The organism is Brevundimonas sp. BR2-1 (assembly GCF_037626195.1).
Taxonomy (GTDB): Bacteria; Pseudomonadota; Alphaproteobacteria; order Caulobacterales; family Caulobacteraceae; genus Brevundimonas.
In genome coordinates, this window is the sequence record NZ_JARKMV010000001.1 from 837,539 (window position 1) to 857,431 (window position 19,893).

At 68.8% G+C, this 19,893-nt stretch carries 28 protein-coding genes; 9 read left to right on the forward strand and 19 right to left on the reverse strand.

Features of this window, described 5'->3' with window-relative positions; genetic code table 11:
* Positions 1-39 precede the first annotated feature (39 nt).
* Positions 40-414, forward strand: coding sequence for a Grx4 family monothiol glutaredoxin (gene grxD, locus BrevBR_RS04265; RefSeq protein ID WP_332641085.1), 375 nt, complete (start codon positions 40-42; stop codon positions 412-414).
* On the forward strand, positions 414-842 hold the full coding sequence (locus BrevBR_RS04270; protein WP_340000041.1) for an acyl-CoA thioesterase: 429 nt from the start codon (positions 414-416) through the stop codon (positions 840-842). The genes grxD and BrevBR_RS04270 overlap by 1 nt, the downstream gene beginning before the upstream one ends.
* On the opposite strand, the gene BrevBR_RS04275 is transcribed toward BrevBR_RS04270, so the two are convergent.
* The 5 genes from BrevBR_RS04275 to BrevBR_RS04295 form a co-directional block, all read right to left on the reverse strand.
* Positions 839-1,228: a hypothetical protein gene (locus BrevBR_RS04275; RefSeq protein WP_332641083.1), complete on the reverse strand. Its 390-nt coding sequence runs from the start codon at positions 1,226-1,228 to the stop codon at positions 839-841. The two genes, BrevBR_RS04270 and BrevBR_RS04275, sit on opposite strands and share 4 nt — an antisense overlap.
* Positions 1,229-1,359: 131 nt before the next feature.
* Positions 1,360-1,977 (reverse strand): 30S ribosomal protein S4, encoded by a 618-nt coding sequence (gene rpsD, locus BrevBR_RS04280; RefSeq protein WP_332641082.1) that lies wholly within the window; start codon positions 1,975-1,977, stop codon positions 1,360-1,362.
* A 141-nt stretch (positions 1,978-2,118) separates the two neighbouring features.
* Complete coding sequence (locus BrevBR_RS04285; protein ID WP_340000042.1) at positions 2,119-3,249, reverse strand: M23 family metallopeptidase; 1,131 nt, start codon at positions 3,247-3,249, stop codon at positions 2,119-2,121.
* A gap of 21 nt (positions 3,250-3,270) precedes the next feature.
* Positions 3,271-4,197: an MBL fold metallo-hydrolase gene (locus BrevBR_RS04290; protein ID WP_340000043.1), complete on the reverse strand. Its 927-nt coding sequence runs from the start codon at positions 4,195-4,197 to the stop codon at positions 3,271-3,273.
* An 88-nt stretch (positions 4,198-4,285) separates the two neighbouring features.
* Positions 4,286-4,897: a superoxide dismutase gene (locus BrevBR_RS04295; RefSeq protein ID WP_332641079.1), complete on the reverse strand. Its 612-nt coding sequence runs from the start codon at positions 4,895-4,897 to the stop codon at positions 4,286-4,288.
* A 156-nt stretch (positions 4,898-5,053) separates the two neighbouring features.
* Here BrevBR_RS04295 and BrevBR_RS04300 point away from each other — a divergent pair, with 156 nt between their 5' ends.
* Positions 5,054-5,398, forward strand: coding sequence for a hypothetical protein (locus tag BrevBR_RS04300; RefSeq protein ID WP_340000044.1), 345 nt, complete (start codon positions 5,054-5,056; stop codon positions 5,396-5,398).
* A 4-nt stretch (positions 5,399-5,402) separates the two neighbouring features.
* Here the strand turns inward: BrevBR_RS04300 and BrevBR_RS04305 are convergent, their stop codons facing one another.
* The 6 genes from BrevBR_RS04305 to BrevBR_RS04330 all read right to left on the reverse strand — a co-directional run bounded on the left by BrevBR_RS04305 (position 5,403) and on the right by BrevBR_RS04330 (position 9,406).
* Entirely contained in the window at positions 5,403-5,636 is a 234-nt protein-coding gene (locus BrevBR_RS04305) for a hypothetical protein (protein ID WP_340000045.1), read from the reverse strand.
* Positions 5,637-5,655: 19 nt separating this feature from the next.
* Complete coding sequence (locus tag BrevBR_RS04310) at positions 5,656-6,594, reverse strand: DUF4350 domain-containing protein (protein WP_340000046.1); 939 nt, start codon at positions 6,592-6,594, stop codon at positions 5,656-5,658.
* Between the two features lie 28 nt (positions 6,595-6,622).
* Positions 6,623-7,456 carry an S-formylglutathione hydrolase gene (gene fghA, locus BrevBR_RS04315; RefSeq protein WP_340000047.1) on the reverse strand — a complete coding sequence of 278 codons (834 nt, stop codon included), beginning with the start codon at positions 7,454-7,456 and terminating at the stop codon, positions 6,623-6,625.
* A gap of 32 nt (positions 7,457-7,488) precedes the next feature.
* A complete protein-coding gene (locus tag BrevBR_RS04320; RefSeq protein WP_340000048.1) occupies positions 7,489-7,872 on the reverse strand; it encodes a VOC family protein in 384 nt (127 codons plus the stop codon).
* 67 nt (positions 7,873-7,939) lie between these two features.
* Positions 7,940-8,290, reverse strand: coding sequence for a VOC family protein (locus BrevBR_RS04325; protein WP_340000049.1), 351 nt, complete (start codon positions 8,288-8,290; stop codon positions 7,940-7,942).
* 9 nt (positions 8,291-8,299) lie between these two features.
* Positions 8,300-9,406: an S-(hydroxymethyl)glutathione dehydrogenase/class III alcohol dehydrogenase gene (locus BrevBR_RS04330; RefSeq protein ID WP_340000050.1), complete on the reverse strand. Its 1,107-nt coding sequence runs from the start codon at positions 9,404-9,406 to the stop codon at positions 8,300-8,302.
* A gap of 99 nt (positions 9,407-9,505) precedes the next feature.
* Between BrevBR_RS04330 and BrevBR_RS04335 the strand changes: the two genes are divergently transcribed.
* Together BrevBR_RS04335 and cobB are read left to right on the forward strand one after the other, a co-directional pair.
* On the forward strand, positions 9,506-9,991 hold the full coding sequence (locus BrevBR_RS04335) for a GNAT family N-acetyltransferase (RefSeq protein ID WP_340000051.1): 486 nt from the start codon (positions 9,506-9,508) through the stop codon (positions 9,989-9,991).
* Complete coding sequence (gene cobB, locus BrevBR_RS04340) at positions 9,992-10,711, forward strand: Sir2 family NAD+-dependent deacetylase (RefSeq protein ID WP_340000052.1); 720 nt, start codon at positions 9,992-9,994, stop codon at positions 10,709-10,711.
* On the opposite strand, the gene BrevBR_RS04345 is transcribed toward cobB, so the two are convergent.
* Genes BrevBR_RS04345 through BrevBR_RS04365 form a run of 5 tightly spaced genes read right to left on the reverse strand, consistent with a single transcriptional unit; the run spans position 10,708 to position 15,296 of the window.
* Positions 10,708-11,484: an RNA methyltransferase gene (locus BrevBR_RS04345; RefSeq protein WP_332641069.1), complete on the reverse strand. Its 777-nt coding sequence runs from the start codon at positions 11,482-11,484 to the stop codon at positions 10,708-10,710. The genes cobB and BrevBR_RS04345 overlap by 4 nt on opposite strands.
* A 9-nt stretch (positions 11,485-11,493) precedes the next feature.
* Positions 11,494-12,945, reverse strand: a complete 1,452-nt coding sequence (locus BrevBR_RS04350; RefSeq protein ID WP_340000053.1) for a sulfotransferase family protein — start codon at positions 12,943-12,945, stop codon at positions 11,494-11,496.
* Positions 12,946-13,977, reverse strand: a complete 1,032-nt coding sequence (locus tag BrevBR_RS04355) for a S1/P1 Nuclease (protein WP_340000054.1) — start codon at positions 13,975-13,977, stop codon at positions 12,946-12,948. It lies immediately after the preceding gene.
* Positions 13,978-14,009: 32 nt separating this feature from the next.
* The gene (locus tag BrevBR_RS04360) at positions 14,010-14,684 is read right to left on the reverse strand and encodes a nitroreductase family protein (protein ID WP_340000055.1); all 675 of its coding nucleotides are present in this window, start codon (positions 14,682-14,684) and stop codon (positions 14,010-14,012) included.
* A gap of 27 nt (positions 14,685-14,711) precedes the next feature.
* Positions 14,712-15,296, reverse strand: coding sequence for a glutathione S-transferase family protein (locus BrevBR_RS04365; protein ID WP_340000056.1), 585 nt, complete (start codon positions 15,294-15,296; stop codon positions 14,712-14,714).
* 219 nt (positions 15,297-15,515) lie between these two features.
* On the opposite strand from BrevBR_RS04365, the gene BrevBR_RS04370 reads away from it, so the two are divergent.
* Together BrevBR_RS04370 and BrevBR_RS04375 are read left to right on the forward strand one after the other, a co-directional pair.
* Positions 15,516-16,121 carry a 3D domain-containing protein gene (locus BrevBR_RS04370; protein WP_332641064.1) on the forward strand — a complete coding sequence of 202 codons (606 nt, stop codon included), beginning with the start codon at positions 15,516-15,518 and terminating at the stop codon, positions 16,119-16,121.
* Between the two features lie 90 nt (positions 16,122-16,211).
* Positions 16,212-16,904 carry a hypothetical protein gene (locus BrevBR_RS04375; RefSeq protein ID WP_332641063.1) on the forward strand — a complete coding sequence of 231 codons (693 nt, stop codon included), beginning with the start codon at positions 16,212-16,214 and terminating at the stop codon, positions 16,902-16,904.
* Here BrevBR_RS04375 and BrevBR_RS04380 read toward each other — a convergent pair.
* Positions 16,901-17,221 (reverse strand): Mpo1-like protein, encoded by a 321-nt coding sequence (locus BrevBR_RS04380; RefSeq protein WP_332641062.1) that lies wholly within the window; start codon positions 17,219-17,221, stop codon positions 16,901-16,903. The genes BrevBR_RS04375 and BrevBR_RS04380 overlap by 4 nt on opposite strands.
* A gap of 115 nt (positions 17,222-17,336) precedes the next feature.
* On the opposite strand from BrevBR_RS04380, the gene BrevBR_RS04385 reads away from it, so the two are divergent.
* Positions 17,337-17,546 carry a flagellar hook protein FlgE gene (locus tag BrevBR_RS04385; RefSeq protein WP_340000057.1) on the forward strand — a complete coding sequence of 70 codons (210 nt, stop codon included), beginning with the start codon at positions 17,337-17,339 and terminating at the stop codon, positions 17,544-17,546.
* Here BrevBR_RS04385 and BrevBR_RS04390 read toward each other — a convergent pair whose 3' ends face one another.
* On the reverse strand, positions 17,547-18,077 hold the full coding sequence (locus tag BrevBR_RS04390; protein ID WP_340000058.1) for a hypothetical protein: 531 nt from the start codon (positions 18,075-18,077) through the stop codon (positions 17,547-17,549).
* A gap of 156 nt (positions 18,078-18,233) precedes the next feature.
* Here BrevBR_RS04390 and BrevBR_RS04395 point away from each other — a divergent pair, with 156 nt between their 5' ends.
* A complete protein-coding gene (locus BrevBR_RS04395; RefSeq protein WP_340000059.1) occupies positions 18,234-19,094 on the forward strand; it encodes a glycoside hydrolase family 16 protein in 861 nt (286 codons plus the stop codon).
* 21 nt (positions 19,095-19,115) lie between these two features.
* Here BrevBR_RS04395 and BrevBR_RS04400 read toward each other — a convergent pair whose 3' ends face one another.
* Positions 19,116-19,847 carry an extensin-like domain-containing protein gene (locus BrevBR_RS04400; protein ID WP_340000060.1) on the reverse strand — a complete coding sequence of 244 codons (732 nt, stop codon included), beginning with the start codon at positions 19,845-19,847 and terminating at the stop codon, positions 19,116-19,118.
* Between the last annotated feature and the right edge of the window lie 46 nt (positions 19,848-19,893).

The following is a 19,893-nucleotide window of genomic DNA, read 5'->3' on the forward strand; positions in this document are numbered from 1 at the left end:
GTCCATACGTGACGGCCTTCACCGAGAGGCCAGTATCCCGTGACCGACCAAGCCGTGACTTCCGCCGCCGGCGCCGATCCCGTCCACGCCTTCATCGGCGAGACCGTGAAACAGCACGACGTCGTCCTGTTCATGAAGGGCACGCCCGACGCGCCGCGCTGCGGCTTCTCCTCGCTGGCGGTGCAGATTCTCGACCACATCGGGGCGAGTTTCGTCGGCGTCGACGTGCTGCAGGACGAGGCTCTGCGTGACGGCATCAAGACCTTCAGCGACTGGCCGACCATCCCCCAGCTGTATGTGAAGGGCGAGTTCGTGGGCGGTTCGGACATCGTTCGGGAGATGTTCAATGCCGGAGAGCTCCAGACCCTGATGGCCGACAAGGGCGTGACTCTCGGCGAAGACGCGGACGCCTGATGGCGCGCGCGGTCCTCGAACCGCGCGAGGATCGCGAGATATTCGTCGTCCCGCTGACGGTGCTGCCCGAACACATCGACGACAACGGCCATGTGAACAATGTGGTCTATGTCGGCTGGTTGCAGGATGCCGGCACGGCCCACTGGAACGCCCGCTTCGACAGTGGGACGCGGTCCCGCTGGTCATGGGTCGCCGTGCGGCACGAGATCGACTATTTCCGCGCCCTGCCTCCCGAGGCCGCCGGCGTCGTGGCCCGCACCTGGGTCGGCGATCCGCAGGGGCCCCGCTTCAACCGCTATGTGCGGATTGAGGACGGCGGCGGCCGGCTGTGCGCGCAGGGCGTCTCGGAATGGGTGCTGGTGGACGCGTCGACCATGCGGCCGCATCGCATCCCGGCGGACATGCTTCCGGCCTTCGAGCGGCGTTAGCCCGGCGGCAGCTGGTAGGGGTTCTCGACCGACAACCGCGAGCCGTCCGCCAGACCCAGTTCCTCGAACGACCAGCGCATCTCTACGCCTTCCGGCTGCACCTGGCGGCAGCGGTCTTCTTTGATCCGCCGCAAGGTGATGATGGGTCCATCGCTGGACTGACGCACCACCGGCTGGATGTCCGCCTTGGCCGTGCAGCCGTTCGAACTGACCCAGAAGGCGGCCTGGTTCTGGGCGATGACCGCCGCATGGACCGGCTCGACATGACCCGGCAGCGAGGCGCTCTCCGGCATCCGCGGCTGGTTCGTGAACTGGCGCACGACCACGCAGGCCGACAGCAGGGGAACGAGCGCAAGCAAGGCGGCCGCTGTCGCGATCAATCTCATCCCCGGCCTCCTCGCCAACGCTGAACGACCGACAAAATGCGCGCGTTCGCCGACGAAGGAAAGTCCAGCCGGAAACAGAAAAGGCCCCGGATTCTTCCGGGGCCTTTCCAGATACAGCGCGATAGCCGCAATCAGGACGAGTAGTATTCCACGACCAGGTTCGGCTCCATCTTCACCGGGAACGGCACGTCGGCCAGTTCCGGCACGCGGACGAAGCGGACCGAGAAGCCACGGTCGCCGATCTCGATATAGTCCGGGATGTCGCGTTCCGACGACTGCTGGGCTTCGAGCACCAGCGCCATGTTGCGGGACTTTTCCTTGACCTCGACCACGTCGCCGACCTTCAGACGGTACGACGGAATGTCGACCTTCTTGCCGTTGACGGTCACGTGGCCGTGGCTGACGAACTGACGGGCCGACCAGACGGTCGGAACGAATTTGGCGCGATAGACCAGGGCGTCCAGGCGGGACTCCAGCAGGCCGATCAGGTTTTCCGAGCTGTTGCCCTTGCGGCGCGAGGCTTCCTCGTACGTCGCGGCGAACTGCTTCTCGGTGATGTTGCCGTAGTAGCCCTTCAGCTTCTGCTTGGCCTTCAGCTGCAGGCCGAAGTCAGAGACTTTCGACTTGCGGCGCTGGCCGTGCTGGCCGGGGCCGTACGAGCGTTTGTTGACGGGGGACTTGGCGCGACCCCACAGGTTTTCACCCATGACCCGGTCGAGCTTGTACTTGGCGCTATGGCGCTTGGACATGTGTCACTCTTCTCATGATGCGGCCCGGTCCCTCCCCAACTGGAGAGACGATCTCAACGGCGGTCCACGCATCGTCCGTAGTGGTTCGCGCAAGCGGGCGGGCCCGACGGCGTGAAGGGCGCGCTTATGACGGATCAGGCCTCAACGGTCAACCGTCGGCGAGTCCTCGAACCAGACCACAACGTTGTGGGCGGGAAAGGACGGAGCCTCGCCATCGGCTTCGGCTGCCGGGCCCCATCGCTCGCCCCGGCCGAAGGCGTGGATGGAGGGATAGCGTCCGACCACCCGGAATCCCTCCAGCACATAGGGCCGGCCCTCGGCAGGCAAGGGCTCCGGCGCGTCGCTGACGTGGAAATGCAGATGAGGTCCCGACGCCTGGCCTGTGAACCCCAGCGCCCCGATCACCTGACCGCGCCGCACCCGGTCGCCGGGTCGAACGCGCAAGCCGGGGCTCAGGTGCTCATAAAAGGCGTAGCGCCCGTCACCGATATCGATGGCGACATAGTTCCCGGTCGCATCCTCCAGAGCGACCCGATCGACTCCGTTCAGGTCGGCCGGGTCCGGAACCCCGTCCCGCGTCGCCGCGACCACGCCGTCGGCGACCGCCAGAACCTCGGCGCCGAACGAAAGATTGCTGTCCAGCCGGGTTTCGCCCGCGCGGCCCGTCGCGCCGGCCTCATCGACCTTGATCCAGTCCACGGCGAACCGGCCTGGCACGCGCACCTTGCCGTCGACGGCATAGGCGACCCGGCGGTGACCTCGCTCCATGTCCGGTTGATAAACGGCGACCCATGGCCCGCCCCGCAACGGCGGCCCCAGCACCGGCAGCGGCCAGGTCTCGATTCCGGTCTCGCCGCCTTCGACAGTTGTCGGGCGGCCGTCAGGACCCGCGAAGGTCAAACGATGGCGGAGGCGGTCGGGCGCAACCCCGGCGACGGGCGCCTCCAGATAGGCCATAGCAAAGCCATTGGCCGGCACGGTCCGCGAGCCACCCAGAGCAGAGTCCAGGGCCTCCCCCCGCAGTTCGGCGATCACTCCTCCGGTCGCGGCGTCCAACGCCTCGATCCGCGACACCTCCAGAGCGGTAGAGGCGAAATTGCTCAGCTGAAGCTCATAGACCAGGCGCGACTGGCCGCCGATGCGGACCGGAGCCGGCGCCGCGCCGACCCGGATATCGAACCCCTGCCGCAACGCCTGCGTCTGTCCGATGACCGGACCGGCCATCAGGATCAGCGCCGCCAACCCGCCCAGAGCGGTTGAAATTGCCTTCATGCCCTCACCCCCGGATTGGTCTCAGCGTTCCGGAGCCCACACGAAACCGTCGTCCCTGCGCTCGAACCGGCCCAGGCCCGGGAACGGGAAGTGGACGCCATAGATGCGCAGCGAGTCGGCCGTCCCGCGCTCCAGCAGTCCCTGACGCGTGGCCACGCCGGCGGCGCTGTCCGTATCCCAGCCGTTGATCCACTCGGGCCGCTGCACCGAGATGACCGAGCTGTGCATGGCGTCGCCGATATAGAGCAGCCGCCCTGTCCCCGAGACGATCTCATAACCTGAATGCCCCGGCGTATGCCCGGCCAAAGGCACGGCCTTGATCGAGGGCGTGACCTGAGCGCCCGGCGCGAACGGCTGAACCTTGGGCGTCACCGCGGCCAGCAGGGCGACCTCGCCGGCCCGCGCCGCGCCCGCCTTCATATATTCCCACTCCGGCTCGCTGATGCGCACGACGGCGTTGGGGAAGGTCAACGACCCGTCCGCCCCGACCAGCCCCCCGACGTGGTCGCCGTGGGCGTGCGAAATCAGGATGTCCGTGACCAGGGTCGGATCGACCCCGGCCGCCCGCAGCGAGCCGACCAGCCTGTTCTGCGTGCCCATCCGCCCGCCCGCGCCCGTGTCGATAAGCACGACGCGGCCGCCGTCCCGCACCAGCAGGGGCTGGACCGACAGGTGGATTACATCCGCCGGCTGGCCCGCGGCGGTCAGCACCGTCCGCGCCGCCGCCGTGTCCGCCCATGGGCTTTCGTCGGCCGCGTTCGGCAGGGCGATCATCCCGTCCCTGAGCGCCGTCGCCTCCAGCGTCCCGATCCGGAAGGCATGGAAGTCGGGGCTCGGCGCGGTCGCTGGCGCGGAGGCCGGCTCAACCGTCTTGTTCGCTTCGGGCGAACAGGCGGTGATCGAGGCCAGTATCAGGGCGGCGGCGGCGAGGCTGGCGTGGACATTCATCTATCGGCTCTCCGGTGGGGGTACGGCAGCGCTTGAGATTAGGATGCGATGGCCGCCGCGCCAGCGCGAGCAGAACAAATTCCGACGATCAATTCGCGACGGCGAACAGTTCGTTGGCCTTGTTCCAGTTCACCACCGTCCAGAAGGCCTTGAGATAGTCGGGCCGGCGGTTCTGGTATTTCAGATAATAGGCGTGCTCCCAGACGTCAGCCGCCAGCACCACGGCGCCCCTTTCCTCGGCGACGTCCATCAGTGGATTGTCCTGGTTCGGGGTCGAGGTCACCTTCAGCTTGCCGTCCTGGACGATCAGCCAGGCCCAGCCCGAGCCGAACTGACCGGCGCCGGCGGCGTTGAAGGCTTCCTTGAATTTCTCGAGCCCGCCCAGATCTCGGTCGATGGCGGCGGCCAGCTCGGCCGACGGTTCGCCGGTCTGGCCGACAGGGGCCATCAGCTCCCAGAACAGGCTGTGGTTCCAGTGTCCGCCACCGTTGTTGCGCACCGCCTTGGGGGCCTTCGAGATCGAGGCGAACAGCTCTTCCAGCGTCTTGCCCTGCAGGCCGGCGTCGGCGTTCACTGCCTCGTTCAGCTTGTCGACATAGGCCTGATGATGCTTGTCGTGGTGGAAGGTCATCGTCTCCTTGTCGATGGCCGGCTCCAGGGCGTCATAGGCGTAGGGGAGGGGCGGAAGCGTGAAGGCCATGGGGAGGCTCCTTTGGGCGACTGAACGGGTCTGCATGTAGGCGCCTGGGGCGAGGTCCCAAGCGCGGCTGGCGTATTTCGTCGTTCTCCAAACGCTTGCGTCCAGCCAATGGCTGCATGAAGATCGTCGCGGCAAAGCTTTGGCCGCGGGGGAAGCATGCGGATACGGAGCGCGATCATCGCGGCGTTGGCGACCGCCGGCCTGGGCGGCTGCACCAGCGATCCGGCCTTCTGGGACGCGGTGGCCCAGGCCCTGGACCAGGCCGCCTACGAAATAGCGAACGAGCCGGTCTGCACCTGGTACACGGACCGCTTCGGCATCCTGCAGCAGAGCTGCGTCCCCGCCTACGCCGTCAATGCGCCGACATACTATCCGGTCACGAATTACCGCGATGAGGACCGCGACCGGGGCCGGCGCGACCGGGATCGGGACGGACGCCGCGAGAATGACCGGGATGACCGCCGCGACCACCACGGACGACGCGGCCCCAAGGGCGAATGACGCCTCAGCCCTGCGGCAGGTGCGCCTTCAGACAGTCCCGCACGGCCCGGCGCAGGTCGCCGGTCGAGGAGGCGAAATCCACGCCCTCTGCGTCGAACACGGCCCGCACCGCCGCATCCAGCCCGTTCGCCAGCGCGGCCTGGACCTTCGCCTCGCCCTTGGGATGCAGGCAGAAGCCGACCTCGACGCACAGGGCGGCGAACATCGGGGCGTAGTCGGGGGCGGCGTTCTCGGTCATGCGCCCTGCTAGCACACTCTCAGGGCAGCAGGCCCGTGAGCCAGTGCATTATGTTGAGCCCGAACTGCGCATTGCCGGGCGCCACGTTCATGCCGAACCGCGTGTCGGGCCGCCCGTCGGGCCAGCGAACCACCTGGGCCGACAGCATCCCCGCCTCGCCGAGAACCACCACCCGGCCCTCGCCGTAGGTGAACGCCATCCCCTGCGCCCGTTCCGCCGCCGAATGCACCGCCGGATTGTCTGACGCTCCGGTCCGGACGGCCTCCACTACCGCGGCCGCGTCCTGGGGCGTCGCCGCCTCCCACGCCTGCGGCCCGAGGCGCATCAACACCGCTGCGCCCTCGGGCGGAATCAACGACTGGCCGGTGAAGGCCATGACCGAAGCGACGGCTTCGTCGGCGTCGCGCCCCCGCGTGATGGCGTGATCGCCCAGCCGCTCGCCGGCATAGGTCAGCTGACTGGTGACGCCATTGGGATTGTCGGCCGGCTCGAAGGTCCAGCCCTTGCCCATGCCGACGCCGAACCGCGCCGCCAGATCCGCCGCGGCCACGCCGAATGGCGCGTGGTCGGCGATCAGCAGTAGCCGCCCGCCGCCCCGCACCCAGGCCTCGACGGCTTCGATCTCGCTGGCGGTGAAGGGCGAGCCGCCGTCGGACGGACCGGCGTTGGCGATCACCATCACCGCGACGCCGTCCAGCCCGCCCGCGTCGAACGGCGCGGCGCCTCCACGCACCTGATAGCCGTCGGCCCGCAGCAGCTCCGCAAACGGCGCGTACCGGCCATCGACGGTGTGGAAATTGTTGTGCGCCCCGTCGATCACGACCATCGGGCCGTCGGCGGCGAAGGCCGGCCGACCCACCGCCGGACGAAAGTCCGGATCGGTCATCTGCTGCTGCGCCGCGGCGGGTGCGGCGAGGGTCGTGGCGATCAGGCCGAGGGCCAGGGCGAAACGCTTCATCGGAACCCCTCCGGTTCGAAGCCCCATCCTACCCCTTCAGCCGCGCCGCGTGGAAGGCCAGATGGTCGCCGATGAAACTGGCCATAAAGAAGTACGAGTGATCGTATCCCGGCTGCATCCGCAGGGTGATCTTCTGTCCCGCCGCCTGCCCGGCCTGAACCAGCAGGTCGGGCTTCAGCTGTTCGGTCAGAAACGGATCGGCGTCGCCCTGGTCGATCAGGATGTCGTCGTAGCAACCCCCTCCCACCCCGCCCTCGATCAGCCGGGCCGCATCGTGGGCGTTCCACGCCCCGCGCTCCGGACCCAGATAGGCCGTGAACGCCTTCTCGCCCCACGGGCAACGCGTCGGCGACGAGATCGGCGCGAAGGCCGACACCGAGCGGAAAAGGTGCGGATGACGCAGCGCCAGGGTAAGCGCCCCGTGCCCGCCCATCGAATGGCCTGACAACGACCGCGCGCCCGTGGTCGGGAAATTCGTCTCGATCAGACCGATCAGTTCCTCGACGACATAGGTCTCCATCCGGAAATGAGGGGCCCAGGGCGCCCGGGTCGCATCGACATAGAAGCCCGCCCCCTGCCCCAGATCGTAAGCCGGGTCGTCCGCCACGCCTTCCCCGCGCGGCGAGGTGTCGGGGGCGACGATGATCACGCCATGCTCGGCCGCGGCCGCGTAGGCTCCGGCCTTGGTGGTGAAATTGTCCTCGGTGCAGGTCAGGCCCGACAGCCAGATCAGCACCGGGAACGGCCCCTCGCCCGGCGGAACGAACACCGACAGCGTCATGGGCGTGCCGGTGGCCGCGCTGTCGTGCTTCAGGTAGCGCAGCGTTCCGCCGTGGACGGCATGGGTCTTCAGGATTTCCATGCCGCCCGCATATCATCGCGCGGCGCGGGGGCCTACGCCATCCGGTGCAGGGCGCAGACCTTGTTGCCGTCCGGATCGCGCAGATAGGCCAGGTACAGCTTGCCGAACGCGCCGTTCCGCTCGCCGGGCGGATCCTCGATCGAACGGCCGCCCGCCGCCACGCCCGCGTCGTGGAAAGCATGGACCATCTCCGTCGTCTTTGCGGCGAAGCCGATGGTGCCGCCGTTAGCGTGGCAGGCGGGCTCGCCGTCTATCGGCTTGCCGACGGCGAACGCGCCGCGATCGGTGCGCCACCAGTAGCGTCCCTTCGGGTCCGGGCCGCTGGCGGGCTCCAGTCCCAGTGCGCCCAAGGCTGCGTCATAGAACCGGCGCGACGCCTCGACGTCGTTCGCGCCGAGGGTGATGTGGGTGAACATGCGGCCTCCCTGCCCGTGAATATCCCAAGTCCGTTTCTTTAACGAACTGACGAGGTGTGGCAAGCCCTCAGCCTGCCGGGCTTTCAGGATCGGGGAAGTACAGCTGGTTGCCGTCCGGGTCGTCGACGATCACCACGGGGTAACCCCAGTGCCCGCGCGTGAACACCACGCCCCGGCTGGTCAGAGTCTCCGGCAGCACCTTGAAGTCCTCGGCGGTCAGTTCGATGAAGAGCATCCCCATGCCGGTTTTCGGCGGCCGCTGACTGCTGACGATGATTTCGCACTCGTCCCGGTCCACCTGGGCCACCTCATCGGCGAAGCGCCATTTTTCGCTGAACCCGAGTTTGCCGACATAGAAGTCGACCGTCCGCTGCACATCGGCCACGAACAGGACCGGCCGCGCGTACCATTTGCCCATTGCCCTCTCCTAGAACACCACCACGCTGCGGATGCTTTCCCCCGCGTGCATCAGGTCAAAGGCCTCGTTGATCCGTTCCAGCGGCAGCGTATGGGTGATCATCGGATCGATCTCGATCTTGCCGTCCATGTACCAGTCGACGATCTTCGGAGTATCCGTCCGCCCCCTCGCCCCGCCGAAGGCCGAGCCGCGCCACACCCGGCCCGTGACCAGCTGGAACGGCCGGGTCGAAATCTCCTTGCCCGCCTCGGCCACGCCGATGACGATGCTCTCGCCCCAGCCGCGATGGCAGGCCTCCAGCGCCTGTCGCATCACGGTGGTGTTGCCCGTGCAGTCGAAAGTGTAGTCCGCCCCGCCCCCGGTCATCTCGACCAGATGCGCCACCACGTCGGGCACATTCTTCGGATTGACGAAATGGGTCATGCCGAACCGGCGGCCCCACTCCTCCTTCGTGTCATTGATGTCCACGCCGACGATCATGTCGGCCCCCACCATCTTCAGCCCCTGGATGACGTTCAGCCCGATGCCGCCCAGGCCGAAGACGACGCAGTTGGCGCCCGGCTCCACCCTGGCCGTATTGACGACCGCTCCCACGCCCGTGGTCACGCCGCAGCCGACGTAGCAGGCGGATGCGAACGGCGCGTCCTTGCGGATTTTCGCCACCGCGATCTCGGGCAGCACCGTGTAATTCGAGAAGGTGGAGCAGCCCATATAGTGGGCGATCGCCTGTCCCTTGTAGGAGAAGCGCGACGTCCCGTCGGGCATGACGCCCTTGCCCTGGGTCGCGCGGATGGCCGTGCACAGGTTCGTCTTGCGGCTGAGACAGCTTTTACATTGCCGGCATTCCGGCGTGTACAGCGGGATCACATGGTCCCCGACCGCGACCGAGGTCACGCCCGGCCCCACCTCGACCACCACGCCCGCGCCCTCATGGCCCAGGATGGAGGGGAAGATGCCCTCGCTGTCGAGCCCGTCCAGCGTATAGGCGTCGGTGTGGCAGATGCCCGTCGCCTTGATCTCGATCAGCACCTCGCCGAAGCGCGGCCCTTCCAGATCGACCTCCACGATCTCCAGCGGACGTTTGGCCTCGAAGGCGACGGCGGCGCGGGTCTTCATGGTAGGGGCTCCAGTTTTTCAGGCGGAGGGGTCGCACCGTGAAGGCTCCGGTTCAAGTCCCGGATTGTCGCGACCTTCGCTGGACGCCATATCGGACGCATGCCGCCCGCGTTCGAAATCAGACCCGTCGCCTGTCCTGACGACCTTGCGGAGATCGCTCGCCTGTTCGGCGCCTATGCCGCCTCCCTGGAGGTCGACCTCGGCTATCAGGACTTCGCCGGCGAACTGGCCGGCTTGCCAGGGAAATACGCCGCTCCGGAAGGCGCCCTCCTGCTGGCCCGCAATGACGGCGCCGAGGCGATTGGCTGCGTCGGTCTGCGGCCGCTGAACGCACCCGGCGTCTGCGAGATGAAGCGCCTCTTCGTCACCCAGACCGGTCGTGGGCTGGGCCTCGGCCGCGCCCTGATGAACGCCGTTACCGACGAGGCACGCCGGATCGGCTATTCCGAGATGCGCCTCGACACCCTGCCGACCATGGCCGCGGCGCAGGGCCTGTACCGTCAGGCCGGGTTCGAGGTGATCCCGCCCTATTACGACACGCCCGTCGAAGGCACCCTCTTCATGCGCCTGATCCTGGCGGCCTGAGTGACAGCCCGCAACCTCGTCATCCTGACCGGCGCCGGCATTTCCGCCGAGTCCGGCGTGCCGACCTTCCGCGCCGACGACGGCCTGTGGATGGGTCACCGCATCGAGGACGTCGCGACCCCCGAAGCCTTCGCCCGCGACCCGGCTCTGGTGCAGGATTTCTACAATCGCCGCCGCCGGCAGCTGGCCGAGGTCCGGCCCAACGCCGCCCACCATGCCTTGGCCGATCTGGCGGCGCGCTGGGAGGGCGACTTCCTGCTGGTCACCCAGAACGTCGACGACCTGCATGACCGCGCCCATGCGGAGACGCCGCCAGCCGCCGGTTTCGAACTGGTCCACATGCACGGCGAACTGCTCAAGGCCCACTGCACCCGCACGGGCCGGGTCTGCGACTGGCCCGGCGATCTGGCGCCGCAGGAGCCGTCGCCGCATCATCCCTCCGGCCGGTTGCGCCCCCACATCGTCTGGTTCGGGGAGATGCCGCTGCACATGGAGCGGATCAATGCGGCAATTGCCGCCTGCGACCTGTTCGTCGCTATCGGCACCTCGGGCGAGGTCTACCCCGCCGCCGGCTTCGTCCAGCAGGCCCGCCTCGCCGGGGCCCGCACCGTCGAGATCAACCTCGCGCCCACGTCGGGCCGCCGCCTGTTCGACGAGGGCGTCTATGGCCCGGCCACACAGATGGTCCCGGCGTTCGTTCACAATCTGATGGCCGGCTAGCCCTCGCCCCCGGCCTTCTTCGCCGCCAGCTTGGCCAGCACCCGGCCCCGCCCCTTCGACAGCGCTGTGATCACCCCCCGGAACGTGGCCACCTCCTGTTCGCTGAAGGCCGATCGTCCCAGCATCACACGGAGGTTCTGAACCATCGATGGCCGCTTCTCCGGCGGATGGAAGAAGCCGCCCTCGTCCAGCTCCCGTTCCAGATGCTCGTACATCCCAAGCATCAGCGCGCCCGACGCGGGCGGATCGCCCTCGCGGAACCGCGCCGGCGGGGCGTCCAGCACCGTCGTGCGCCACTCATAGGCGTTGATCGCCACCGCCTGGGCCAGGTTCAGCGAATGGTGCCGCGGATCGATCGGTATGGTGACGATGCCCTGGGTCAGGGCGATGTCGGATGTCTCCAGCCCCGCCCGCTCGCCGCCGAACAGCAGGCCGACGTTCAGCCCCGAAGCGCGGTCGTCGAACAGGATGCGCGCCGTCTCGCGGGGCGTGCGCACGGCCATCCGCGTCTCGCGCGGCCGGGCCGTGGCGGCATGGACGGTGTTCAGATCGGCGACGGCATCGGCGACGCTGCCGAAGACCTTCACCCCCTCCAGCACCCAGTCGGCGCCCGAGGCCGTGGCCCAGGCCCGCTCCTGCGGCCAGCCGTCGCGCGGCGCGACGAGCCGCAGTTCCGACAGGCCGAAATTGGCCATCACCCGCGCCACGGCGCCGATATTCTCGGCCATCTGGGGCTTGTCGAGGATGACGACGGGGGGCGTGGGTTCGGACATGGCCGTCCCCTACCCCTCGGCCCCGTCCGACGGAAGGCCCAGCGCCGCCCGAACCCCCTCCAGATGCCGCGCATAGTTGCGCCACCGCCCCGACGCCCGGCGATACAGCGGCTCGCGCACCTGCCAGACGCTGGCCGTGCGCACGCCGGTCTCGTTGCGATGGAAGTCCAGCACCCCCTCCTCCCACTCCAGCCCGAGGTAGGCCAGCAGCCCCTCGATCGCGGGGCGCGGCTCGACGACCATGGCGTCGTAGTTGAGGTCGAGAATATCGGGATACAGCCGCTTCCAGTGCGCCATCAGGCGCCGGTATTGGCCGTACCAGTGGACCAGATCGTCCAGATCCAGCGCATGCGCCATCGACCGGTCCAGATGCAGGAACCAGTTGGACAGGATCGTATCCAGCGGGTCGCGCACCGTGTGAACGATGCGCGCATCGGGGAACATCGCCTTGATCAGGCCGATGTGCAGAAAATTGTCTGGTCGCTTGTCGGTGATCAAATCGGCGCCGGGCCGGGCGGCGTTCAGGCCATTCAGATACAGCCCCCGCAGACGGGCGATCGCCTCCGGGCTTGCGCCTTCGGGATACGGCTCCAGCGTCCGCGCCAGCGCCGGGACCAGCCCCAGCTCTCCCCCCGCCGTAACCCGGCCGTGGCCCGCCAGAATCTGCTCCGCCAAAGTCGAGCCCGAACGGAACATGCCGCAGATGAAGACCGGCGCCTTGCCCGTCGACGGAGCCGGGGCCATGGGCTCCGGGAAGGCCGCGATCAGCCGGTCGACGAACCGCTCATGCGCCGGCCGGTCGTAAACGACCGTGGGGTCCCCGGCCCGGCTGGCGGCGTTGGCCTCGGCATAGGCGGCGAAGGCAGCATCGTACGCCTCGACCTGATCCAGAACCCTGCCCAGGGCGAACCCCAGCTCGGCCCGGTCGTCCGGATGCAGGTCCGGCCGGGCGAGCGCCGAGCGCAGGCTCCGGATCACCGGATCGTCCGGTCCGTCCGGGCGCGCCAGTCCCGCCGACCGCGCCAGCGCCACCGGATGGTCGGGAGCGACGGTCAGGGCGCGCGCATAGGCCTCGCGCGCCGCGTCCCGCTGTCCCAGGTCCTCGTGCAGGTTCCCCAGATTCAGCAGGGCGGGCAGATAGTCGGGCCGGACCGCCAGGGCCGCTTCCAGATCCTTCAGCGCCAGATCGTGCCGTCCCAGATCGTCCGCATGGATGACGCCGCGGTTCAGCCATGCCTCTTCCGGCCCTGACACCCCACGCCGCAAGGCTTCGGCATAGGCCGCCAGGGAGGCCTCGAACCGCCCCGACTGACGCTCCATCAGGGCCAGGTTGAACCAGCTGTCCGGCAGATCGGGCCGCAGCGCCAGCAGCTGGCGATAGGCCGTCGCCGCCTCCCCGGCCCGCCCCGCCGCGCGCAGGCGCGAAGCAATGGCCATCAGGGCTTCGGCGGGATCGGCCAATCAGTCTTCCCCGTACATCGCCAGCCACGGATCGGCGGTCCCGGCCTCGACCTCGGCCACCTTGACCGCGGGCCAGCCGATCGAATCGTCGGCCGAGTCCCGCCAGGCCAGCACATACAGGTCGCGCAACTCTGACGCCCCCGCCGCCAGCCGCGCCATCACGAAGGCCGCGCCGCGCGCATCGCCTTCGCCGAAGCCGCCAGCCTTCTCCAGCACATAGAAGGGCCGCACCTCGGCCAGCGTCATCTTCAGATAGGCCGGGACCCGCGCCCGCAGGTCGAACCCGTCCAGCGCCGGCGCGGCCATGGCCGCCTCGACGGCGTCAAGCCGGGCGGCCCGGGCGGTGAAGGCCCCCTCGAAGGCGCCGTGGGTCTGGCGCGAGGTCGTGAAGCCATCCGGGTTCGGGACATCCCTCGACCAGCCGTTGTAGTGGACCGTCGTGTGATGCGGCTGCGAGCCGTCGCCGACATAATGGCCCAGATAGCCCATGTCGCGCAGGATCAGGGCCTCGCGGCGCTGCCGGTCCTCGCGGTACCACGCCCGCTTGCCGGGATCGGTCTCGCGCCGCTCGGCGGCGTTCAGCACCCGCCAGGTGGCGAAGTCGCGCGCCAGCTGCTGATAACCGTCCATGATGGCGTAGGGCAGATAGCCGGCGTCGTCGACGTCCAGACCCGCGGCGATCAGGGCGGCGTCATACTCCGATTTCAGGCGCGGCAGGGCGTCGATGGAAGGCCCGCCCGCGTTGATGATCCGGCCGGCGTCGTCCATGTCCACGAAATGGGCGGTGTCGCGTTCGCGGTCGTGCGGCTGGCCGGCGCCCTTGGTGCGGTCCGGCTCACGCGACAGTTCGCCGACCTCGGCCGAGGCGCCGGGCGTGCGCAGGAAGGCGGGCATCTCGTCAGGCAGACCCCGCACCGCGGCGACCCCGATCAGCCGGTGGCCCGTATTGCCCCAGGCGGAAACGACGGCCGGCGCGGCGGCGACGGCGGCCCCCAACGTCAGGGCGGCGAGGGCGGCGGCGATACGCTTCATCATGGCAATCCGATGGAAGGGACGGGTCGGGGTTAAATCCACGCGGCTATGGCGTCCAGAGGCTTCTTGTTCAGCGCCGCCGTCGGGACTGTCGCCCCGGCCGCCGGATGTCCGGCGACCAGCAGCAGGAAGGGCTTCTCTCCCGCCGGGCGCCCGCAGATATCAACCAGAAAGCTCATCGGCGCCGGCGTGTGGGTCAGGGTCGCCAGCCCCGCCGAATGCAAGGCCGCGATCAGCAGGCCGGTGGCGATGCCCACGCTTTCAGGGACGTAGTAATTCTTGCGATCGTCGCCCGGGTTTGGTCCGCCTCGCTTCTGACCGAAGATGGCGATCAGGACCGGCGCGACCTCCAGAAAGCCCTTCTCCGGATCGGTCCCGAGCGGCGCCAGGGCGTCCAGCCACTCCTGCGGCGCCTTGGTCGCATAGAATTCCCGCTCTTCGGCCTCGGCGGCGGCGCGGATACGCGCCCGGGCGTCGGCGCTTTCGATGACGCTGAAGAACCACGGCTGGTGGTTGGCGCCCGACGGAGCGGAGCCCGCAGTCAGAAGGGCCTGTTCGACGATGGCCCGCGGGACTGGCCGGTCCGAGAATTCGCGCACCGTCCGCCGGCCCGCCATCAGCGCGCGAAAGGCCGCGGCGCGGGCCAGCCCCTCGCGGTCGTCAATCGGGTCATAGCCGGTCAGCGGCTGGCAGGAATGGTCGCGCATGAAGGCTCCGGTCGGCTCGGCTCCCGTCTAGCTTATCGCGAACGCCGTCTCCACACGCCCGATCCAGCGCCGCACGGCGGGATAGGCGGCGAGGTCGAAACCTCCCTCGGGCGCGACGCGGGTGTAGGCGACCAGGGCCAGGTCGGCCAGGGTCGGGCCGTCTCCCGCCAGCCAGTCGGATCCGGCCAGCGCCGCCTCCATCCGCGCCAGCGCCGCATGCCCGCGCTCGATCAGCCGGGGCTCGATCTCGTCGGCCCGCTTGCCGGCCAGGGCGCGCTGGAAACGGACAACCGCGATACAAGGTTCGTGGCTGTACTGTTCCCAGAACAGCCATTCCAGCATCCGGGCGCGGTCGTAGCGATCGCCGGGGATAAACGGCGTGCCCTCCCCGAAATACAGAAGAAGGGCGTTGGACTGGGCCAACACCCGACCGTCGTCCAGCACCACGGTCGGCGTCTGTCCGGCGGGATTCAGGGCCAGGAACTCCGGGCTGCGCGTCACACCGGACATGACGTCGGTTTCGATCCACCGATAATCACGGCCCAGCCGGTCCAGCAACCACTTGACCTTCAAACAGTTGCCTGAACGATTATCGCCATAGACAGTAAGCATCCGACCCCAGCATAGTTTTTGTTGCTTTCGAATACAGCTTACCGGTTTGTCCAATTTCGCCAAACGAGATTCGGCTTAACCATCACAAGGCCCACTTATCCACTGAAGAACCGGACGCGATGTCGCAGCGCAGCATGAATGTCTGGTTTTCGCCACATTTGGAAACGAAAAGCCCGCCGTCGGACGCGTTCGGGGCCGACGCTTCCGTGAGTCTGTCTGATGCTCGGCACAGCCGCTGCGCTCGCCCTTTTCTGGGCGATGGCCTTCCCCGCCCAAGGCGGAGAGCCGGTATCCTACGAGTCTGTGGTCGCAGCTGACCCGGTCGCCGTATCAACCGCCTCGACGGATGAAGGTTCCGACAGCGGCGAACGTGTTCTGAGTGCTGAACAGCAGGCCCTGATGGCCGGGGACGCCGACTGGAGCGCCCGCGCAAACCTCTATCACGCAGGCGGCGGCGGAGCGACGGGCAACGACAGCCTGGGTTGCCGCCCGATCGCCATGCGCACCGTCGCCACCGATCCCCGCTATATCCCGCGGCGCACCCGCCTGTTCATCCGCGAGACGGTTGGCATGCGGATGGCCGACGGCACGATCCACGACGGCTACTGGTACGCCTCGGACACCGGCGGCGCGATCAAGGGCCAGAAGATCGACCTCTACACCGGCCACGGCCGCGGCTCGATGCGTCCGGTCATGCCGCTGAACCAGCGCCGCCTGACCATCGTCAACGCCGGCCGCTTTGACGGCTGCCCCCCGTCGTGGGACCGCCAGCCCAGCCAGGCCACGCTGATGGCCTCGGCCTCGACCAGCGCCGGGTCGAACTAAACCGATCCCTCCATCGGCGCCCTGCGTTCCGCAGATTGCCGTTCTGCGAGATTAACCATAGGATCGGACCCTCATCCGGGGGAGCTGATCGTGAGGATGTTCGCAGCTACGGCGCTCGCGCTTTTCAGTCTGACGCTGGCAGTCGGGCAGACCGCCGCCCAGTCCCGCCCCGCGCCCATGACCGAGCGCACCGAGCGTATCGGCCTTGAGGGACGCCGCGGCCCCAGCCTGTTCCGCCCCGGCTTCGCCGTCGGCGAATACACCGGCTCCGCCACCTCGCGCAGTTCCAGCACCCGCCTTCCGTGGCAATCGCGCGACATGGCTCGCTCCGAGTTCAGCGTCGCCTCCCCCACCATGGCCGAGGTCACCGGCGACTGCGGCGGCGGCCAGAGCCACACCCGCATCCTCTGGATCACCTTCGACCGCGACACTCTCAGCTACGACTGCGTCTACGGCGGTTCGGCCCCGGCCAACGCCCGGCTCAGCCTGGCCCTTTCCCGCGGCAGCCTGCTGGGCCGGCTGCAGCAGCCGCAGCGCGCCGGCGAACTGACCTGGGGCGACATGACCCTGAAGGCCGAGACGAAACGCATCGGCGGCCTGCCCTTCGGCGGCGGCCGGGTCATGGGCTATGTCATCAGCCGCGACGGGGTCGAGGTCGGCGGCCTGGACCTGAACGGCATGCGCCCGACCTTCTACCTGCCGCCGCAGGGCTCGCCGGACCGTGACGCCGTCGCCGTCCTGGCCGTCAGCCTGTTCACCTTCCAGGATCCGGCGAACCGCTAGAAACGCCGCTTCCCGCTGACCGTCTCGAAGAACATCCGCCAGTCGCCCATCAGGCTCCACAGCGGATATTTGAACGTCGCCGGCCTGTTCTTCTCGAAGAAGAAATGCCCCGCCCAGGCGAAGCCGTACCCCACCAGCGGCATGGCCAGGAACCACCAGGCGCTGACCGTCAGCCCCAGCACGAAGGCCACGATCACCAGCGCCGTCCCGACCACATGAATGCGCCGGCACGTCCGGTTGGAGTGCTCGTGGATATAGTAGGGATAGAAGGCCGAGAACGACTGATAGCGTTCGCCGGGCGCGGGCTGGCTGGTCATGGGCGCAGCCTCTCCCCCCGCCGCGCCACGGTCAAGCCGGCGCGTTCACCATCCCTGTCAGCGATCGCGTAACGCCGCGGCCGCGATAGTCGCCCGTCTTCTCCGGAGCCGTCCCATGCAGGCCTTCGCCGTCGCCGCCGCCGGCATCGCGGATGCCTCCGCCCGCTTCGAGGCCAGCGCCGTGCGCACGGCCCGCGCCCCGCTCGAAAACTTGGCCGGCGAGACCGTGGAACGCCTGACCGCCGAGGTCGCCTTCAAGGCCAATGGCTCGGTGCTGAAAACCGCCGACGACATGTACGGCAGCCTGCTCGACATCCTGGCCTGATCAGACTTCCGCCGCCCGCTCCGGCCCCAGCAGCCGGCGGATCAGCGGCCACACATTGGCCAGGGCCGAGACGAACCCCACGAGGCTCGACACCCACTGGAAGGCCGTCCACATCCAGCCGAACAGATCCCCGTCGCCGATCGTCTCGCTGATCGGGAACAGCACCCGCGACACCCCGATCTGGAAGGCCGCATAGGCCTGCGAATATTCGATCGACCGGTCGGCGAAGAAGGCGATCGCCACCGCCGCGGACACCGGCGCCCACAACAGCGGCAGGGCCAGCAGCAAGGCCAGCAACAGCACGACGAGCTTGGTCCCCGGCGTCTCTCCTGACAGCAGGCTCGCGACGACCCCCGCCCCCAGCCCCAGCCCCACGGCCGCCATCAGCACCGGCAGCACCATGTCCACGGCCGTCATCAGGTCCGCGAACCACAGCCCGCACAGGATCGCCGCTCCGCTGAGCAGGAACCCTCCGACCCACAGGGCCGCATACTGTCCCATGCGGCGTTTCAGATGCGCGAGACGGATCATGGCGGCCTCCCGAATGGTTAACGCGAGGATGACCCGCCCCGGCCCGCGAGTCCATTCGCCGAACGGGGGTTGGCGCAGGCGGCCCGAAGCCTTCGCGCCCCTGCGCGCTTCCGCTATCGTGCCGTCCGCGCCTGCCCGGCGTGCGGAGGATGTTCCATGCGTTTCGCCCCCCTCGCCCTCGCCCTCGCCATCGCCGTGAGCGCGCCGGCCGCAGCCTTCGCCCAGATGGCCCCTGTCCCGGCCGCCCCCGACGGCTACCGCCTCGTCTGGGCCGACGAGTTCGAGGCCGAAGGCCTGCCCGACCCCGCCCGCTGGACCTTCGACACCCACGCCAACCGCAGCGGCTGGTACAATAACGAAGCCCAGTACTATTCCGACGCCCGCCCGGAGAACGCCCGTGTCGAGAATGGCCGCCTGATCCTTCAGGCCCGCCGCGAGCGCCTCGCCCCGGCCCGCTTCCCCGACCACGGCGGCCAGGACTACACCTCGGCCCGTATGGTCAGCCGCGGGCCCGGCTGGACGTACGGCTGGTTCGAGGTCCGCGCGAAACTCCCGTGCGGCCGCGGCTCATGGCCCGCCATCTGGATGCTGCCGGTCGATCTCAACGACTGGCCCCAGGACGGCGAGATCGACATCATGGAACACGTCGGCCACCGCCCCGGGATCGTCCACGGCACTGTCCACACCGGCGCCTACAACCACGTCGCCAAAACCCAGCGCGGCGCCGAGATCCCCGTCCCCGACGCCTGCGACGTCTTCCACCGCTATCAGGTCCGCTGGACCCCCGAGGCGGTGGTCTTCGCCCTCGACGACGTCGACTACTACCGCTTCGACAACGAACACACGGGCCAGGCCGCCTGGCCCTTCGACCAGCCCTTCCAGCTGATCCTCAACATCGCCGTCGGCGGCGACTGGGGCGGCGCGGAGGGGATAGACGACGCGGCCTTCCCGCAGACGATGGAGGTGGACTGGGTGCGGGTGTGGCAGGCGGACGCGGGCAGCCAGCCGGCCGCCTAGGTGACTTCCGCCGCCGCCGGCCTAGCGGCAGAACCGCGTGTCGGTCGCTTCCAGATGCAGGTGGTCGGCATGGACGGCGTTGTAGTCGGGGCTCAGGGTGGTGCCGAAGATGCGGCAGGCGTCGTCGCGGATGCGGCGCAGGAACCGCGCCTCGGCCTCGTCCCCCGCCCAGCCCGCCGACACGGTGATCCGCCGTCCGTCGCGCAGCCGAACCCCGGCGAAATCCAGCGCCGCGGCCTGCGAATGGGCGCTCACGCGGCCGCTGACCCCGCCGTTGTTCACGTTGCGGCAGGCATAGGCGCCCATGTGATCGATCTGGACCACGTCCGAGCCCAGGATCTCGCGCGCCGCCGGCTCCAGCGACTGCCGCCGCCACACGCTCAGGGCCAGGGCCGTCCGGCAGGTCACCTCCACATCGCCCGGCGCCATGCGCGCCGTCGTGCCCATGTCCGGCCCCAGCACGCCCCCTGCGGCAAGGCCGCAGGTCTCCGTGGTCGACCGGTCCGGCACGGGACGGAAGGTCACGCGCGCGGCCGTCAGCTGGGCCATGCATTGCTGCAGATCGGCGCTCTCCCGGATCACCGCCAGCCGCGTGCCGCCGCCGACCGGCTGGTCGATCAGCGCGCCGACCAAGGGCGCCTCGGTGCGCGACGGCGCAGCCGGATAGCCGACGGGGGCGGACCGCTCTGGCAGCATGGGGCTGCAGGACGCCAGCAGGAGGCTGACAAGGATTGTCCGAAAGGCGGGGCGCATCCGCCGAACGCTAGGCTGATTTGACCCGCCGGATAATCACGAGATC

Coding starts and splice junctions, on each gene's coding strand:
- BrevBR_RS04305 (WP_340000045.1), bottom strand. CDS start 5,636: ATGACCGAGAACGCCGCCCCCGACTACGCCCCGATGTTCGCCGCCCTG.
- fghA (WP_340000047.1), bottom strand. CDS start 7,456: ATGGAAATCCTGAAGACCCATGCCGTCCACGGCGGAACGCTGCGCTAC.
- BrevBR_RS04320 (WP_340000048.1), bottom strand. CDS start 7,872: ATGTTCACCCACATCACCCTCGGCGCGAACGACGTCGAGGCGTCGCGC.
- BrevBR_RS04390 (WP_340000058.1), bottom strand. CDS start 18,077: ATGATCCGTCTCGCGCATCTGAAACGCCGCATGGGACAGTATGCGGCC.
- BrevBR_RS04345 (WP_332641069.1), bottom strand. CDS start 11,484: ATGTCCGAACCCACGCCCCCCGTCGTCATCCTCGACAAGCCCCAGATG.
- BrevBR_RS04295 (WP_332641079.1), bottom strand. CDS start 4,897: ATGGCCTTCACGCTTCCGCCCCTCCCCTACGCCTATGACGCCCTGGAG.
- BrevBR_RS04380 (WP_332641062.1), bottom strand. CDS start 17,221: ATGACCAGCCAGCCCGCGCCCGGCGAACGCTATCAGTCGTTCTCGGCC.
- BrevBR_RS04370 (WP_332641064.1), top strand. CDS start 15,516: ATGCTCGGCACAGCCGCTGCGCTCGCCCTTTTCTGGGCGATGGCCTTC.
- BrevBR_RS04360 (WP_340000055.1), bottom strand. CDS start 14,684: ATGCGCGACCATTCCTGCCAGCCGCTGACCGGCTATGACCCGATTGAC.
- BrevBR_RS04300 (WP_340000044.1), top strand. CDS start 5,054: ATGCGGATACGGAGCGCGATCATCGCGGCGTTGGCGACCGCCGGCCTG.
- BrevBR_RS04365 (WP_340000056.1), bottom strand. CDS start 15,296: ATGCTTACTGTCTATGGCGATAATCGTTCAGGCAACTGTTTGAAGGTC.
- BrevBR_RS04290 (WP_340000043.1), bottom strand. CDS start 4,197: ATGAATGTCCACGCCAGCCTCGCCGCCGCCGCCCTGATACTGGCCTCG.
- BrevBR_RS04395 (WP_340000059.1), top strand. CDS start 18,234: ATGCGTTTCGCCCCCCTCGCCCTCGCCCTCGCCATCGCCGTGAGCGCG.
- BrevBR_RS04285 (WP_340000042.1), bottom strand. CDS start 3,249: ATGAAGGCAATTTCAACCGCTCTGGGCGGGTTGGCGGCGCTGATCCTG.
- BrevBR_RS04330 (WP_340000050.1), bottom strand. CDS start 9,406: ATGAAGACCCGCGCCGCCGTCGCCTTCGAGGCCAAACGTCCGCTGGAG.
- BrevBR_RS04270 (WP_340000041.1), top strand. CDS start 414: ATGGCGCGCGCGGTCCTCGAACCGCGCGAGGATCGCGAGATATTCGTC.
- BrevBR_RS04400 (WP_340000060.1), bottom strand. CDS start 19,847: ATGCGCCCCGCCTTTCGGACAATCCTTGTCAGCCTCCTGCTGGCGTCC.
- BrevBR_RS04355 (WP_340000054.1), bottom strand. CDS start 13,977: ATGAAGCGTATCGCCGCCGCCCTCGCCGCCCTGACGTTGGGGGCCGCC.
- BrevBR_RS04310 (WP_340000046.1), bottom strand. CDS start 6,594: ATGAAGCGTTTCGCCCTGGCCCTCGGCCTGATCGCCACGACCCTCGCC.
- BrevBR_RS04385 (WP_340000057.1), top strand. CDS start 17,337: ATGCAGGCCTTCGCCGTCGCCGCCGCCGGCATCGCGGATGCCTCCGCC.
- rpsD (WP_332641082.1), bottom strand. CDS start 1,977: ATGTCCAAGCGCCATAGCGCCAAGTACAAGCTCGACCGGGTCATGGGT.
- BrevBR_RS04275 (WP_332641083.1), bottom strand. CDS start 1,228: ATGAGATTGATCGCGACAGCGGCCGCCTTGCTTGCGCTCGTTCCCCTG.
- BrevBR_RS04335 (WP_340000051.1), top strand. CDS start 9,506: ATGCCGCCCGCGTTCGAAATCAGACCCGTCGCCTGTCCTGACGACCTT.
- BrevBR_RS04325 (WP_340000049.1), bottom strand. CDS start 8,290: ATGGGCAAATGGTACGCGCGGCCGGTCCTGTTCGTGGCCGATGTGCAG.